Genomic DNA, 14479 nt, shown 5'->3' with positions numbered 1-14479 from the left:
TCAAATCATGCGTATTATATGTGTAAAAAGTATTTCAGCCTTTCAAATGTCAGTAAAGAAATACTTTTACAAGACAAAAGAAAAAAGGGTTTCTAAAATAAGAAAACCACATCCAAAAACAAATACCGATTTTATTAGTTTTCCCAAATATGCATAATTTATACAAAATAGTTGTTTTTTAAGCCTATCAAGCAAAATATACACATTGGCATTTTATAATGTTAACACAGCTAGGAAACTGCGTCAAACTTTTTTAGCTTTGATAATATAGTAGCCCTTTTTTTTCAATACAACTTCGACTTCTCCAAAGAGCTGTTCTAATTTCTCAATCGCAGATGGTCCGCCCTGCTTTTTCTGAATAACCACCCACAACTCACTTTCCGGCAATAAATGATCAGCACTTTTTTCAAAGATCGCATGTACAACTTTCTTCCCTGCCCGTATTGGGGGATTGGTCAGTATAGAGGCAAAAGCAGCTGATGAATGAACATTCGAGAACAAATCACTTTGATAGATGCGGACATTATCAATGCGATTATGTTTAGCGTTTTCCTTTGAAAGTTCGACTGCTCTTTCGTTCACATCAATCATATGAATGGTGCGGCTCGTCATTTCGTTTGCTAACGATAAGCCAATCGGTCCATAACCGCAACCGACATCTAAGACATCGCCATCCACGTCAGGTTCTTCAAAAGCTTCAATTAAAAGCCTCGAACCAAAGTCGACTTCTTTCTTAGAAAACACTCCACTGTCACTTGTAAAAGTAAAGGTACGGTTTCTCAAGGTGAAGTCCCATGTCTGTTTATTGCTTTTCACTGATGGCTTTTCCGTATAATAGTGGTCACTCATGGTGAATGGACCTCCTCTGGATTCAATCGTTTCAGGAGAATAGAAAAGAAAAAGCTCGCCAGTAAAAGCGAGCTTTCCCAAAAGATTAGGCGAAGATTACTTAACTTCTACAGAAGCGCCAACTTCTTCAAGCTTAGCTTTAAGTTCTTCAGCTTCTTCTTTAGCAATACCTTCTTTAAGTGGTTTTGGAGTGTTGTCAACAAGTTCTTTAGCTTCTTTCAAGCCAAGACCAGTGATTTCACGAACCACTTTGATAACTTTGATTTTTTGGTCTCCAGCACCAGCAAGTACTAGATCAAAATCAGTTTTCTCTTCAGCAGCGGCACCACCAGCTGCAGCTACAGCTACAGGAGCAGCAGCAGTTACGCCAAATTCTTCTTCGATTGCTTTTACTAAGTCGTTTAACTCAAGTACAGTTGCTTCTTTAACTGAAGCAATGATTTCTTCGATATTTAAAGCCATTTGTAATTCCTCCATTTTAAGTTTTTTACGTTAAGTACGCATTAAGCGCCTTGTTCTTCTTTTTGATCTGCAACTGCTTTAGTAGCAAGAGCAAGGTTACGAACTGGAGCTTGAAGAACGCTAAGCAACATAGATAGTAAGCCTTCGCGAGACGGAAGTTCCGCAAGAGCCTTCACTTCTTCTACAGTCGCTACGTTTCCTTCGATGACACCAGCTTTGATTTCTAAAGCTTCGTGGCTTTTCGCAAATTCGTTGATGATTTTCGCTGGTGCGATAACATCTTCGTTACTGAATGCGATAGCGTTTGGACCTGTTAAGAAATCGTTTAAACCTGTTAGTTCAACTTGTTCAACTGCACGGCGAGTCAAAGTGTTTTTGTAAACTTTGAATTCTACGCCAGCGTCACGAAGCTGTTTACGAAGTTCAGTCACTTCAGAAACTGAAAGACCGCGGTAATCTACAATTACAGTAGACATACTATCTTTAAATTTAGAAGTAATTTCATCAACGACAACTTTTTTTGTATCGATTGCATTGCTCATGGTTACACCTCCTGTACATTGTTTGTGTAACACTTATACCGATCAGGCCATCACGTTCCTAACGAACGGTTCTCCATATAAAAAGCCTCCATTAAGACATGGAGGCTGTATATACAAGCATACGTTAACGTAAGACTGTGACATATACACCTCGGCGGGTTAATTAAGCCATAAGGCCCCTGCTGTCTACGGTATAAATGGACATATTCTATTTTACAACATTTTGATATTATCAAAATGATTGTGATAAGTCAAGATTTATTTTGCAGAGAAAGAAGATGGATCCACTTTCACGCCAGGGCCCATAGTAGATGTAACAGAAACGTTTTTCACGTATACACCTTTAGCCGCTGCAGGTTTTGCTTTAAGGATTGTGTCATAGATTGTTGCAAAGTTCTCAACAAGCTTTTCGTCCTCGAAAGAAACCTTTCCGATTGGCGCGTGGATGTTACCAGCTTTATCAACGCGGTATTCTACTTTACCAGCTTTGATTTCATTGATTGCTTTTTCTACTTCGAATGTAACAGTTCCTGTTTTAGGGTTTGGCATAAGACCTTTTGGTCCAAGTACACGACCGATCTTACCAACTTCACCCATCATGTCAGGTGTTGCAACGATTACATCGAAATCGAACCAGCCTTGTTGGATTTTAGTGATGTAATCAGAATCTCCAACGTAGTCTGCTCCAGCAGCTTCTGCTTCTTTTGCTTTTTCGCCTTTAGCGAACACAAGAACGCGTTGAGTTTTACCAGTTCCGTTTGGAAGTACAACTGCACCGCGGATTTGTTGGTCGTTTTTACGAGGGTCTACGCCCAAACGAAAAGCAACTTCTACAGTCGCATCAAATTTCGCTGTATTTGCTTTTTTTGTAAGAGAAACAGCTTCAGCTACATCATACGCTTTAGTACGTTCGATTAGCTTAGCAGCTTCTACATACTTTTTACCTTTTTTAGCCATTATAAAAATCCTCCTTATGTGGTTTTAGCGGAATAACCTCCCACGAATAAGGGTTGCGAACTTGTCAAAACCAAACTCGCAACCCAACAAGACAATAAATTAATCTTCGATGACAATACCCATACTGCGTGCAGTACCTTCAACCATGCGCATAGCTGATTCAACGCTAGCAGCGTTTAAGTCAGGCATTTTTGTTTCCGCGATTTCGCGTACTTTATCACGCTTAACAGTTGCCACTTTATTACGGTTAGGTTCACCAGAACCAGACTCAATACCAGCTGCTTTTTTAAGTAAAACTGCAGCAGGTGGAGTTTTAGTAATAAATGTAAATGAACGGTCTTCAAAAACCGAAATTTCAACAGGAATGATAAGACCAGCTTGGTCAGCTGTACGAGCATTAAACTCCTTACAGAATCCCATGATATTAACACCGGCTTGACCTAGTGCAGGTCCAACTGGTGGAGCTGGGTTAGCTTTTCCAGCAGGAATTTGCAATTTAACAACTTTAACTACTTTTTTAGCCACGAGACACACCTCCTTAAAGTCCGTGATGTGGTAATAGGGGAATCCCCCTCCCACTCAACAACTTCATTCTTTATATGAATGACGAAATAACTAGCTAGCGATCTTGAGCGAACTCAAGACGTACCTTTGCTATATTACCACTTCTATACACTCATTTCAAGCTCTTTTGAATTACAATTTATCGATCTGCGTGAACTCAAGTTCCACGGGTGTTTCTCTACCAAACATATTAACGAATACTTTGACTTTGCTTTTATCGTAATCAATCTCTTCGATAGAGCCTGTGAAGTTCGCAAATGGACCGTCGATGACCTTTACTGTTTCTTTCAATTCAAAGTCGATTTCTGTTTTGCGTTCTTCAAGACCCATTCTCTTCAGAATGGTTTCAGCTTCGCCTGGCAAAAGCGCAGTCGGCTTTGAGCCTGATCCAGCTGATCCAACGAATCCTGTAACACCTGGTGTATTACGAACAACATACCAAGAGTCGTCTGTCATCACGATTTCCACTAGGACATAGCCAGGGAATACTTTCTTTTTGACAACTTTTTTCTTACCATTTTTAATATCTGTTTCTTCTTCTTCTGGTACGACGACGCGGAAGATCTTATCTTGCATGCCCATTGATTCAACACGCTTTTCCAAGTTCGCTTTTACTTTGTTTTCATAGCCAGAGTACGTATGCACAACATACCAATTCTTTTCCATTTCGTTCAGGACTATTTAGTCCTTCCCTCCCCACATTTCGTAATGTCTATTTGACGAATCTCGAGTACCGGTAAATATTTTCAAGCAATTGAAAAAACCCGTAAAACGGGTTTTTTGGCAAGTCATATTATGATCTATTATAGCACGTTCAGCAGACCATTATTCAAGTATTAATGAATTAATTCGATTAATTGTGAGATTCCTATATCAAGAAAAGAGAAAAAGATTGCAAAGAATACGACTGTTAAAATAACAGTGATTGTGTAACGAATCATTTCGTTTTTCTTTGGCCAGCTGACCTTCTTCATTTCTTTCCCGACACTTTTTAAGAAACTGATAATACGCATTGTAAAAGACCTCCACAGATTAAAGAACGCAAATCTTACTTCGTTTCTAAATGTGTTTTATGTGAATTACAAGTCTTGCAATATTTCTTAACTTCTAATCTTTCAGCTGCTGAAGCATCACTTTTCATTGTCGTATAATTGCGGCTTCCGCAGTCTTTACAGGCTAGAGTAATCTTTTTCCTCATATTTACACCTATTTTCTCGACATCATTTCCTTAGTACCTTATCACAGTGTCGAAAAAGCTGTCAATATAGGTTTGATTAGAGACTAATCTCGCGAAGCTCTAAATATTTCTCTAATTTTCTCTTTACTCTTTGGAGTGCGTTATCAATTGATTTCACATGACGGTTTAAATCTTCAGAAATCTCTTGATAGGATCTACCATCAAGGTAAAGCACAAGAACCTTTCTTTCCAGCTCGCTTAGTAGTTCACCCATCTTCATTTCGATATCATCAAATTCTTCTTTGCTAATGATTAAATCTTCTGGGTTAAGCGCTTTAGCACCGGAAATGACGTCCAACAATGTTCTGTCTGATTCTTCATCATATATTGGCTTATCTAATGATACATAGGAATTTAACGGGATATGTTTTTGGCGAGTAGCTGTTTTAATTGCGGTGATAATTTGGCGGGTAATACATAATTCTGCAAAAGCCTTAAATGAAGTAAGCTTGTCCTCTCTGAAATCGCGGATAGACTTATAAAGTCCGATCATCCCCTCTTGGACAATGTCCTCTCGATCCGCTCCAATCAAGAAATAAGATCTTGCTTTTGCACGTACAAAATTGCGGTATTTTGTTATTAAGTAATCTAGCGCATCACTATCTCCGACATGAACCCTTTCAATGACTTGTTCATCTTCCAACTGGCAAAATTGCTCTCTGATGGATTTATCCTTGCTGTTGTTTAGATTCACTTCGATCCCCCCGACCGCACCTAGATAGAAATATTATACATTAATGGTTGAAATATCGTCAAGCTATTCTAGATTCCCACGCCGCCATTTTTCAAACGTTTTCAATACATCTTCTGACAATTCAATCTTAGATGCTGGTTTATCAGAAGTAATCTTTTTGACTCTCGTTTCAATCTTTCGTTCGATCACTTCAATCTCTCTTAAAAGCTCTCGAGCCGACTTTCGAAGAGCTCCTTGTCCAAAGATTGCCCATTGTTCTGTAAAGTCTGAGGTCGCCACATGAATCTGCGTCCGAATATTATTCAAATCCTGGGCCAGCTTTTCAATCCGCTCATCAGCTGTTTCATTCTCTCTTGTAAAGATGACCTCTACTCGGTGATTGATCCGCTTTTTTTCGATTCCTTTGACCATATGGGCATCGAATACGACAATGACTCGATACCCTGTGTATGCTTGATATTCTGCTAAATGTTGAATCAGTATGTCTCTGGCTTCTTCAAAGCTGTTTTCCTTTAAGTGCTGCAGCCGTGGCCAAGCACCTATCATGTTGTATCCATCGACTAAGAGGATGTCCATCTCTATTCTCCTAACGGATAACGTTTTCGATACACTTCATACATCAATAGACTAGCTGCAACTGATGCGTTTAACGAAGTGACCTTTCCGGCCATAGGCAGCTTAATTAGAAAATCACACTTTTCTTTGATCAATCGGCCTATCCCTTTTCCTTCACTGCCAATCACGAGAGCAAGTGGCATCGTGCCATCAAATTGTCTGTAATCCTGTTTGGCAGACGCATCTGTTCCCGCGACCCAGATTCCTCTTTCTTTCATCTCATCAAGAGCTCTTGAAAGATTGGTGACTTTGGCAACAGGAATATGTTCAATTGCCCCAGTGGATGCTTTGGCAACGGTTGTCGTTAAGCCGACCGCTCTCCTTTTCGGAATCACAATCCCGTGTGCACCTACAGCATCTGCTGTACGCATAATGGAACCTAAATTATGCGGGTCTTCAATTTCATCTAAGATAAGAAAAAATGGCTGTTCATTCCGTTGTTCAGCGATTTGATATAGATCGTCCAATTCTGCATATTCATATGCTGCTACTTGTGCAACGATTCCCTGGTGCTGACCTGTGACCATTTGATCAAGCTTTTTCCTCGGAACATACTGAATGGTGATATTTTGTTTTTTTGCGAGTTCAATGACCTGCTGGGCTTGTCCTTTTACAGTGTTTTCTGCCATCCAGAGCTTGTATAACTCCCGATCTGACTTCAGTGTTTCAATCACTGCATTTTTCCCAATCACATAATCATGTTGCTGACTCATTTGTCTTCCTCCCTGACGTTCCGATTTCAATCGCCTGACTAATCAGTTCTTCTAAGCGTTCGTCCTGCTTTTCAATAAATAAATAACCCATGAGCGCTTCAAACGCCGTACTATAACGATACGTTTGAACGTCTGTGTTTTTAGGCACTGTGCCTGATTTTGCATTTCTTCCTCTTTTCAGCACCGCTTCTTCTGCTTCAGTGAAAAAGCCTTGCTGCTGAAGCGTAAATAAAATAGCTGCCTGAGATTTAGCTGAAACAATTTTGCTTGCTCGTTTGTGCAACTCATTTGGTTTTGTCGCCCCCGTTTGGAGGAGGTGATGCCTCACGTAGACTTCAAAAATGGCATCACCCATATAAGCAAGCGCAAGTCCGTTTAACTGTTTACCGTCTTTCAGCTTTTCAAAATTCAACATGACCTATTCTCCTCTTTTCCAGCGAGTACCTTGAGGAGTGTCCTCCAATACAATATTCATGCTCTTTAACTGGTCACGAATTTGATCAGATAGCGCAAAATCACGATTTCTTCTAGCCTCATTGCGTTTTTCAATTAACGCTTCTACTTCTTCGTCAAGCGTATGCTTTTCTTCTAATGAGAAGCCAAGAACAGACGTGATTTCTTGGAACAAGCCGATAAATGCCTTGATCACTTCCTCCGAAGTATGATCATTTTCCATATAATAATTCGCCTGTTTCGCAAGTTCGAATAAAACAGAGATCGCATTTGCCGTATTGAAGTCATCATTCATTTCAGAAATAAATGTCGCTCGCTGCTCTTCCACCTTCGCCAGCCATTCAGCATTGTCTTCTGTGATATTCGTGCTGCTCTCGAGGCGATGATGTAAATTGGCATACGACGTTTTGAGTCGGTTAAACGCACTCTTTGTGCTCTCTAGTAAGTCCATTGAATAGTTAATTGGATGACGGTAGTGAACCGACAACATAAAGAATCGAAGTACATCAGGATCTTGTTCTTTCACAATATCGTGCACGAGCACAAAGTTGCCAAGTGATTTTGACATTTTTTCATTCTCAATATTAATATATCCGTTATGCATCCAATACTTTGCAAAAGGTTTCCCTGTCAAAGCCTCAGATTGAGCGATTTCATTTTCATGGTGAGGGAAGGTTAAATCCTGTCCGCCTGCATGAATATCGATCGTATCACCTAAATATTTTTTAACCATGGCCGAGCATTCGATGTGCCAGCCTGGGCGTCCTTGGCCCCACGGGCTATCCCATGAGATTTCTTGGTCCTTTGCAGCCTTCCATAAAGCAAAGTCAAGCGCATCTCGTTTCTTCTCACCTACACGAATACGGGCACCTGTCTTCAGTTCATCAATCGACTGGTGAGAAAGCTTTCCGTAGCCTTCAAATGAGCGTGTGCTGTAATACACGTCACCTTCTGCTTCATATGCGTAGCCTTTTTCAATCAATGTCGCAATAAATGCAATGATATCATCCATATTTTCCGTCACTCGCGGGTGAAGGTCAGCTTTTTTGCAGCCTAGTGCACTGACGTCTTCAAAGTAGGCTTGAATAAAACGGTCAGCAATCGTCGGGACATCTTCCCCGAGTTCATTGGCTGCTTTGATGAGTTTATCATCCACATCTGTAAAGTTTGAGACAAAGTTCACATCATAGCCGCTGTATTCTAAATACTTACGTACAGTGTCATAAACAATAGCAGGCCTTGCATTCCCGATATGAATGTAGTTATAAACGGTTGGTCCGCACACATACATCTTGACCTTTCCTGGCTCAAGCGGGACAAATTCTTCCTTCTTACGTGTCAATGTATTATAAATATTGATTGTCATGATTGTTCTTCCTTTCTGCTCAATGAAGCCAGCTCACCTTTTAGCTTTTCCATTTCTCGTTCCAATTCTTTAAAACGATCGGAAATTGGATCTGGCAAATCTTGATGATTGAGATCACGATTGATTTTCTTACCATTTTGAACGACGACTCGCCCAGGTATACCGACAACAGTGGAATGGTCGGGTACGTCCTTTAACACGACCGATCCCGCTCCAACCTTGGCTCCTTTTCCGACTGTAATGGAACCAAGCACCTTTGCACCTGTCGCAATGAGCGCATCGTCTAAAATGGTCGGGTGCCGCTTTCCCTTTTCTTTTCCTGTTCCCCCTAATGTCACGCCTTGGAAAACAGTGACGTTGTCTCCAATTTCACATGTTTCCCCAATCACCACTCCCATGCCGTGGTCAATGAAGAAGCGCCTGCCAATGGTTGCCGCAGGGTGAATTTCCACCCCTGTGAAAAACCGGCTGACCTGAGAAATGATCCGCGCAAGAAAGTACAGCTTCCGCTTATAAAATGCATGCGCGATACGATGAGCCCAAATCGCATGAAGCCCTGAATAGGTTAGCACTACTTCAATATAGCTTCTAGCAGCAGGATCTTGATCAAACACAGTATCAATATCTTCTTTCAGCATTTTGAAAAACACATGCTCCCCCCGTTCTTCCCCATCAATCTCTCTTCGGACTTGCTCTCTTTTTTGGACAAATAAAAAACGCCTCTGTCATATGACAGAGACGTTTTGAAAACGCGGTTCCACTCTGTTTAGAAAGCCCTCATTTCGCAGCCTTCTCAACTTAATCCCATAACGGAGGGTACCGCCCTTGCATACTAACGTACTCGTGTTCCTCAAGGGTCTTGAGGGTGCATTTCCAACATCTGCCCATAAGTCTCTTTCAGCCAGTGAAGACTCTTTCTGTGATGGACGAAAACATTGTACTTCTCCCTCGCAACGATTTCCTTATATTTGTTTAATGCGGTTTAATACCGTTTCTTTACCTAGTAGTTCAATACTTTGCGGAAGTTCTGGGCCATGCGTTTGTCCTGTGACAGCCACACGAATTGGCATGAATAGTTTCTTGCCTTTATGCCCTGTTTCTTTTTGTACCGCTTTAATAGCAGCCTTGATTTCATCAGGTGTGAAAGATTCAAGTCGTTCAAGCTGACCAGCAAAAGATGCCATGACTTCTGGTACTTGCTCCTCTGCTAGAACTTCCTTTGCCTCTTGATTATACTCAATTTGCTCCTTAAAGAACAACTCTGTTAACTCAACAATTTCTGCTCCATAGCTTAATTGTTCGTGATACAGAGCAATCAGCTTGCGCACCCACGTGTTTTCTTCATCTGATAGCTGCTCGCTTACCTTGCCTGCCTTTTGAAGATGCGGAAGTGTTAACGCAACAACCTGATCAAGATCAAGTGCTTTCACGTATTGGTTATTCACCCATTTTAGTTTATGCATATCGAATAGAGCTGGTGACTTAGAAAGTCGGTTTACATCGAAAATGTCGATGAATTGCTCTTTTGTAAACAGTTCTTCTTCGCCCACTGGAGACCATCCAAGTAGTGCAATGAAGTTGAACAGGGCTTCTGGTAAATAGCCCAAGTTTTTATATTGCTCGATGAATTGAATAATGGATTCATCACGCTTGCTTAATTTCTTGCGGTTCTCGTTCACAATCAGCGTCATATGTCCGAATAGCGGAACATCCCAGCCAAATGCATTGAAGATCATGATTTGTTTAGGCGTATTCGAAATGTGATCCTCTCCGCGGAGAATGTGAGTCATTTTCATCAAATAATCATCCACTGCTACAGCGAAGTTATAAGTTGGCGTACCATCTTTCTTCACAATGACAAAGTCACCGATGCCGTCTGTCTCAAATGAAATATCGCCTTTGACCATGTCGTCAAATTTAATGATTTCTCCTTTTGGCACTCGGAAGCGGATGCTTGGCTCTCTTCCTTCAGCAATCAGCTTGTCCTCTTCTTCTTTTGATAAATGACTGCATTTACCAGAATATCGAGGCATTTCACTGAGGGCGATTTGTGCTTCACGCTCTTCCTCTAGCTCTTCAGCCGTACAATAGCACTTATACGCCAAGTCCTTCTCTAGCAGCTCGTCATAATACTTTTTATAAATATCATTACGCTCTGATTGTCTGTAAGGGCCGTAGCCTCCATCTTTATCAATGCTCTCATCCCACTCAATACCGAGCCATTGCAGGTGGCGAAGCTGGCTTTCTTCTCCGCCTTCTACATTACGCTTTTGATCCGTATCTTCGATTCGAATAATAAATTTGCCGCCTTGACTGCGTGCGAACAAATAGTTGAAAAGAGCCGTTCTAGCATTCCCAATATGTAAATGACCAGTTGGACTCGGTGCATAACGAACACGCACTTCATTTCCCATGAGTTTAACTTCCTTTCATCTGCATCATGTTGTCTGACACCAATTTTTTATAAACGTATTTTATCATCAAATCCCATTCTCATCAAAATGAGTTTTACCTTTTCTGAAGAAGCACCGTTGCCTGAGAGGCAATTCCTTCGCCTCTTCCTGTAAATCCGAGTTTCTCTGTCGTTGTTGCTTTCACATTCACCTGTGTGACATCTGCCTCAAGCGCTTCAGCAATCTTCTCACACATTGGTTGAATGTAAGGTGCCATTTTGGGCTTTTGCGCCATGATGGTGCAATCAATATTCACAAGTGTGTAGCCTTTTTCCTTTACTAGTGCCCACACATGCTGCAGTAATTTAAAAGAATCCGCATCCTTAAACTCAGGATCTGTGTCTGGGAAATGTCTGCCGATATCTCCTTCAGCAATCGCACCTAGGCAGGCATCTGCCACTGTGTGAAGCAGTACATCAGCGTCTGAATGCCCAAGCAGCCCCTTTTCATAAGGGATGGTGACCCCGCCGATAATCAAAGGTCTCCCCTCTGTTAATTGATGTACATCAAAGCCTTGTCCTATTCTCAACATGATCTAGTACCCTCTTTCCGCATCCATAATTGCCTTGGCAACCAATAAATCATCCGGTGTCGTCAGCTTAATATTGGTGTAATCTCCTTGGACAATATACACGTTTTCACCATGTAATTGTTCCACAAGACTGGCGTCGTCTGTTCCAAGGAAACCGGTCCGCTCTGCATATTCATGCGCCTCTTTTAAAATAGAATGACGAAAAGCTTGTGGGGTCTGGACTGCCCACAAGCTCTGACGTTCAATGGTTTGTTCCACTTTGCCTTCTTGAACGCGTTTGATTGTGTCTTTCACTGGTACCGCTACAACTGCGGAGCCTTTTTCAATCGCTGCTTTAACGAGCAAGTCAATCTGTGTATGCTTAATAAAAGGCCTTGCCCCATCATGAACAAGCACGATGTCCGCATCTTTCACAGCCTTTAATCCTTCGTATACACTTTGCTGACGTTCTTCACCGCCAGTGACAAGTGAAACAGGCGTTTGAAAAGCGTGTACCTTGAGTAGCCTTTCAAAGTCTTGACGCTCCTCTTCATTGATCGCTAGGATCATGCGTTTGCATTGCGAATGAGCGTCAAATACCTTTAGTGTATGAATAATGACCGGCATTCTTTTCAGCTCAATAAAAAGCTTATTGCGGCCGGCCTTCATTCGTTTCCCCTGCCCCGCAGCCGGAATAACTACTTCATAATACATGTTCGTTCTCCCTTTAGAGCGCCTTCTCCAGAAGTTTTGGCTTCGCAAAAATCATTCTTCCAGCAGCAGTCTGCAGCACACTTGTGACGAGCACATCGATGTCTTTTCCAATGTAATTGCGTCCTTCTTCGACCACAATCATCGTACCGTCATCTAAGTAAGCAACACCTTGGTTATGCTCTTTCCCATCTTTAATGACCTGTACCTTCATTTCTTCCCCAGGCAGCACAACCGGTTTCACCGCATTGGCTAGATCATTGATGTTTAACACTGCTACTTTTTGAAGTTCGCATACTTTATTTAAATTAAAATCATTTGTCACAACAACACCTGAAGTTAATTTAGCGAGCTTCACAAGCTTGCTATCAACCTCTTGAATGTCTTCAAAGTCACCTTCGTAAATTTCAACTTTGATATCTAATTCTTTTTGAATACGATTTAAAATATCAAGACCTCTTCGGCCTCTATTTCTCTTTAATACATCAGAAGAGTCTGCAATATGCTGTAATTCCTCGAGCACAAATTGAGGAATGACCATGACACCTTCTAAGAATCCAGTTTGACAAATATCTGCGATTCTTCCATCAATGATAACACTTGTGTCTAAAATTTTCAGCTTTTTATCTTCTATTTCAGGTTCATCATCGGCTGCTCCTTTTTTCTTGGTGACCTTTGCAGATCGGGAGAACAGCCCCATCATTTCATCCTTCTTTTTAAACCCTACCTGAAATCCAAGGTATCCTAAAAAGAAAGCCAGGAAAATCGGAATAATAGTACCAAAAATATGATATGGGATATTGTTTAGCGGGATCACGTTTACAATAAGATATGCTAGAATAAGTCCAAATACTAATCCGAAACTTCCAGAAATAAGATCAGGAAGAGGCGCCTTTAATAGAGAATCCTCGATCCATTTCACCCAATTAACCACATAGCCTGTGCACCATTTACCGATGATAAAGAACACAGCGGCTCCTATTAGTGCTGAAGAGTAAGCATTTGTTATAAAAGGTATGTCCTTTACATTTAACAGCAGAAATAACTCTGGAATGATAAAAATCCCTACAACTGCACCAAAAATGATAAAAAACGCCTGAACGATTCTTTTTAACATACCTTCACCTCCTTTATTTTTCATCTGTCAATCCACCCTCACCTGACATTGATATATGTTTAAGTTTCCTATCATGATCAATAGAAAACAAAAGCATCATTAATATACCCATATTCATCCATTTTTAACCGTGTTTAGAGAAAATTTCTCTTCTTACAGCTGTCGGTCGATATAATGTTTTTCTTGCAGCCTCTTTAATCCTTTTTTTATCTTTTTCGCTCTTACTTCTCCAATTCCTTCTACTTCATCCAAATCTTGTACATCCGCTTCCATAATTCGATCTAACACACCGAACGCTTCAACCACGTTTTCGACGATTGGCATAGGCAGTCTAGGGATTTTGTGAAGCAATCTATAGCCTCTTGTGTACACATATTCGTCAATATTTGTAGAAGCTGGATAGCCAAGTAACTTGTACAGAATGGAGTCATCTAAAAGCTCAAAGCTAGACATATCTTGGAGCTGTTTAAGCAGAACATACGGGTCTTTAATTTTTTCTTTCACGTAATCTTTAATAAATAAAGCCGCTTCCTGCTCCATATCTGTAATCAATTCATTGACTTGCAGACGGATCAAATGTCCTTCTGTTCCGAGCTCTTTGATATACATATTGATTTCATTTTTGATTCTAAGCACCATCTCGTAACGATGCAGCACGGATAATACATCACCAAAGGTCACAAGCTCTTCAAATTCTAGGGCGCTTAGCGCAGAAATGGCGTGATCTAAAATGGTTTTATATTTCTCAAGTGTTTGTATGGCTTGGTTGGCCTTCGTTAAAATAAAGCCAATATCTTTCAGCGTGTAACGACGATTCCCTTGGTATAAGGTAATGACATTCCTCCGTTCAGAAATCGCAATGATTAAGCAACCTGTCTGCTTCGCTACACGTTCAGCAGTACGGTGCCTCATGCCCGTTTCCGATGAATGGATGGTTGCATCTGGCATGAGCTGTGTATTCGCATACAAGATCTTTTGACCAGAATCGCTTAAAATAATGGCCCCATCCATTTTCGCCAATTCATATAAGTGTGCTGGAGAGAAGGCAGAATTAATGTGAAATCCTCCATCGACAACACTCTTTACTTTGTCATTATAACCAACAACAATAAGCCCGCCAGTATTGGCCCTCAGGACATTTTCGATCCCAGCCCGAAGAGGTGTCCCTGGTGCCACAAACTGTACGATATCTAAGAGATCGAGTTCTTTCGCTCCTTTTTTCTCTTTTTCCATTT

19 protein-coding genes and 2 other annotated features are annotated in these 14479 nt (G+C 41.0%); all 19 genes read right to left on the bottom strand.

What is annotated here, in order from left to right; translation table 11 throughout:
* Nucleotides 1-243: 243 nt before the first annotated feature.
* The 19 genes from MHI11_RS00685 to disA all read right to left on the bottom strand — a co-directional run bounded on the left by MHI11_RS00685 (nt 244) and on the right by disA (nt 14477).
* A complete protein-coding gene (locus tag MHI11_RS00685; protein ID WP_340960184.1) occupies nt 244-849 on the bottom strand; it encodes a class I SAM-dependent methyltransferase in 606 nt (201 codons plus the stop codon).
* 96 nt (nt 850-945) lie between these two features.
* Nucleotides 946-1311, bottom strand: coding sequence for a 50S ribosomal protein L7/L12 (gene rplL, locus MHI11_RS00680; RefSeq protein WP_003216952.1), 366 nt, complete (start codon nt 1309-1311; stop codon nt 946-948).
* A 41-nt stretch (nt 1312-1352) separates the two neighbouring features.
* Nucleotides 1353-1853: a 50S ribosomal protein L10 gene (rplJ, locus tag MHI11_RS00675; protein WP_003217048.1), complete on the bottom strand. Its 501-nt coding sequence runs from the start codon at nt 1851-1853 to the stop codon at nt 1353-1355.
* 69 nt (nt 1854-1922) lie between these two features.
* Nucleotides 1923-2063 (bottom strand) — a sequence feature (ribosomal protein L10 leader region).
* A gap of 48 nt (nt 2064-2111) precedes the next feature.
* Nucleotides 2112-2810 (bottom strand): 50S ribosomal protein L1, encoded by a 699-nt coding sequence (gene rplA / locus MHI11_RS00670; RefSeq protein WP_003217271.1) that lies wholly within the window; start codon nt 2808-2810, stop codon nt 2112-2114.
* A gap of 99 nt (nt 2811-2909) precedes the next feature.
* Nucleotides 2910-3335 carry a 50S ribosomal protein L11 gene (rplK, locus tag MHI11_RS00665; RefSeq protein WP_003216956.1) on the bottom strand — a complete coding sequence of 142 codons (426 nt, stop codon included), beginning with the start codon at nt 3333-3335 and terminating at the stop codon, nt 2910-2912.
* 171 nt (nt 3336-3506) lie between these two features.
* On the bottom strand, nt 3507-4040 hold the full coding sequence (nusG, locus tag MHI11_RS00660; RefSeq protein ID WP_003217197.1) for a transcription termination/antitermination protein NusG: 534 nt from the start codon (nt 4038-4040) through the stop codon (nt 3507-3509).
* A 170-nt stretch (nt 4041-4210) separates the two neighbouring features.
* Complete coding sequence (secE, locus tag MHI11_RS00655) at nt 4211-4387, bottom strand: preprotein translocase subunit SecE (protein ID WP_003216942.1); 177 nt, start codon at nt 4385-4387, stop codon at nt 4211-4213.
* A 35-nt stretch (nt 4388-4422) separates the two neighbouring features.
* Nucleotides 4423-4572: a 50S ribosomal protein L33 gene (gene rpmG / locus MHI11_RS00650; protein ID WP_012008694.1), complete on the bottom strand. Its 150-nt coding sequence runs from the start codon at nt 4570-4572 to the stop codon at nt 4423-4425.
* A gap of 76 nt (nt 4573-4648) precedes the next feature.
* Nucleotides 4649-5305, bottom strand: coding sequence for an RNA polymerase sporulation sigma factor SigH (gene sigH / locus MHI11_RS00645; RefSeq protein ID WP_003217132.1), 657 nt, complete (start codon nt 5303-5305; stop codon nt 4649-4651).
* Nucleotides 5306-5368: 63 nt separating this feature from the next.
* Complete coding sequence (gene rae1 / locus MHI11_RS00640; protein WP_044139659.1) at nt 5369-5881, bottom strand: ribosome-dependent mRNA decay endonuclease Rae1/YacP; 513 nt, start codon at nt 5879-5881, stop codon at nt 5369-5371.
* A gap of 2 nt (nt 5882-5883) precedes the next feature.
* The gene (rlmB, locus tag MHI11_RS00635) at nt 5884-6633 is read right to left on the bottom strand and encodes a 23S rRNA (guanosine(2251)-2'-O)-methyltransferase RlmB (RefSeq protein ID WP_003217141.1); all 750 of its coding nucleotides are present in this window, start codon (nt 6631-6633) and stop codon (nt 5884-5886) included.
* Nucleotides 6617-7048, bottom strand: a complete 432-nt coding sequence (locus MHI11_RS00630; RefSeq protein ID WP_003217007.1) for a Mini-ribonuclease 3 — start codon at nt 7046-7048, stop codon at nt 6617-6619. The genes rlmB and MHI11_RS00630 overlap by 17 nt, the downstream gene beginning before the upstream one ends.
* A 3-nt stretch (nt 7049-7051) precedes the next feature.
* Nucleotides 7052-8452, bottom strand: a complete 1401-nt coding sequence (gene cysS, locus MHI11_RS00625; protein WP_106066798.1) for a cysteine--tRNA ligase — start codon at nt 8450-8452, stop codon at nt 7052-7054.
* Nucleotides 8449-9102 (bottom strand): serine O-acetyltransferase, encoded by a 654-nt coding sequence (gene cysE, locus MHI11_RS00620; RefSeq protein ID WP_217013120.1) that lies wholly within the window; start codon nt 9100-9102, stop codon nt 8449-8451. Before cysE ends, cysS begins: the two co-directional genes overlap by 4 nt.
* Nucleotides 9103-9183: 81 nt before the next feature.
* Nucleotides 9184-9415, bottom strand: a binding site (T-box leader).
* On the bottom strand, nt 9415-10866 hold the full coding sequence (gene gltX / locus MHI11_RS00615) for a glutamate--tRNA ligase (RefSeq protein ID WP_340960183.1): 1452 nt from the start codon (nt 10864-10866) through the stop codon (nt 9415-9417). Its footprint overlaps the feature before it by 1 nt.
* A 94-nt stretch (nt 10867-10960) precedes the next feature.
* Nucleotides 10961-11437 carry a 2-C-methyl-D-erythritol 2,4-cyclodiphosphate synthase gene (gene ispF / locus MHI11_RS00610; protein WP_111913466.1) on the bottom strand — a complete coding sequence of 159 codons (477 nt, stop codon included), beginning with the start codon at nt 11435-11437 and terminating at the stop codon, nt 10961-10963.
* Between the two features lie 3 nt (nt 11438-11440).
* Nucleotides 11441-12130: a 2-C-methyl-D-erythritol 4-phosphate cytidylyltransferase gene (gene ispD / locus MHI11_RS00605; RefSeq protein ID WP_034665643.1), complete on the bottom strand. Its 690-nt coding sequence runs from the start codon at nt 12128-12130 to the stop codon at nt 11441-11443.
* 13 nt (nt 12131-12143) lie between these two features.
* Entirely contained in the window at nt 12144-13244 is a 1101-nt protein-coding gene (locus tag MHI11_RS00600; protein ID WP_003217214.1) for a PIN/TRAM domain-containing protein, read from the bottom strand.
* Nucleotides 13245-13397: 153 nt separating this feature from the next.
* Nucleotides 13398-14477, bottom strand: a complete 1080-nt coding sequence (gene disA, locus MHI11_RS00595) for a DNA integrity scanning diadenylate cyclase DisA (protein WP_106066797.1) — start codon at nt 14475-14477, stop codon at nt 13398-13400.
* Between the last annotated feature and the right edge of the window lie 2 nt (nt 14478-14479).

Origin of the sequence: Bacillus sp. FSL K6-3312 (assembly GCF_038007485.1) — a bacterium.
In the GTDB taxonomy this organism is placed as follows: Bacteria; Bacillota; Bacilli; order Bacillales; family Bacillaceae; genus Bacillus; species Bacillus pumilus.
The sequence above is the reverse complement of the archived record's forward strand: the minus strand, read 5'-3'. Positions and strand labels throughout refer to the sequence as shown.

Bases quoted from the DNA above. Each gene is read 5' to 3' on its own strand.
- rplA (WP_003217271.1), bottom strand. From the start codon at position 2,810: ATGGCTAAAAAAGGTAAAAAGTATGTAGAAGCTGCTAAGCTAATCGAA.
- rplJ (WP_003217048.1), bottom strand. From the start codon at position 1,853: ATGAGCAATGCAATCGATACAAAAAAAGTTGTCGTTGATGAAATTACT.
- rpmG (WP_012008694.1), bottom strand. From the start codon at position 4,572: ATGAGGAAAAAGATTACTCTAGCCTGTAAAGACTGCGGAAGCCGCAAT.
- nusG (WP_003217197.1), bottom strand. From the start codon at position 4,040: ATGGAAAAGAATTGGTATGTTGTGCATACGTACTCTGGCTATGAAAAC.
- rlmB (WP_003217141.1), bottom strand. From the start codon at position 6,633: ATGAGTCAGCAACATGATTATGTGATTGGGAAAAATGCAGTGATTGAA.
- MHI11_RS00685 (WP_340960184.1), bottom strand. From the start codon at position 849: ATGAGTGACCACTATTATACGGAAAAGCCATCAGTGAAAAGCAATAAA.
- gltX (WP_340960183.1), bottom strand. From the start codon at position 10,866: ATGGGAAATGAAGTGCGTGTTCGTTATGCACCGAGTCCAACTGGTCAT.
- cysS (WP_106066798.1), bottom strand. From the start codon at position 8,452: ATGACAATCAATATTTATAATACATTGACACGTAAGAAGGAAGAATTT.
- disA (WP_106066797.1), bottom strand. From the start codon at position 14,477: ATGGAAAAAGAGAAAAAAGGAGCGAAAGAACTCGATCTCTTAGATATC.
- ispD (WP_034665643.1), bottom strand. From the start codon at position 12,130: ATGTATTATGAAGTAGTTATTCCGGCTGCGGGGCAGGGGAAACGAATG.
- secE (WP_003216942.1), bottom strand. From the start codon at position 4,387: ATGCGTATTATCAGTTTCTTAAAAAGTGTCGGGAAAGAAATGAAGAAG.
- rae1 (WP_044139659.1), bottom strand. From the start codon at position 5,881: ATGGACATCCTCTTAGTCGATGGATACAACATGATAGGTGCTTGGCCA.
- ispF (WP_111913466.1), bottom strand. From the start codon at position 11,437: ATGTTGAGAATAGGACAAGGCTTTGATGTACATCAATTAACAGAGGGG.
- rplL (WP_003216952.1), bottom strand. From the start codon at position 1,311: ATGGCTTTAAATATCGAAGAAATCATTGCTTCAGTTAAAGAAGCAACT.
- MHI11_RS00630 (WP_003217007.1), bottom strand. From the start codon at position 7,048: ATGTTGAATTTTGAAAAGCTGAAAGACGGTAAACAGTTAAACGGACTT.
- MHI11_RS00600 (WP_003217214.1), bottom strand. From the start codon at position 13,244: ATGTTAAAAAGAATCGTTCAGGCGTTTTTTATCATTTTTGGTGCAGTT.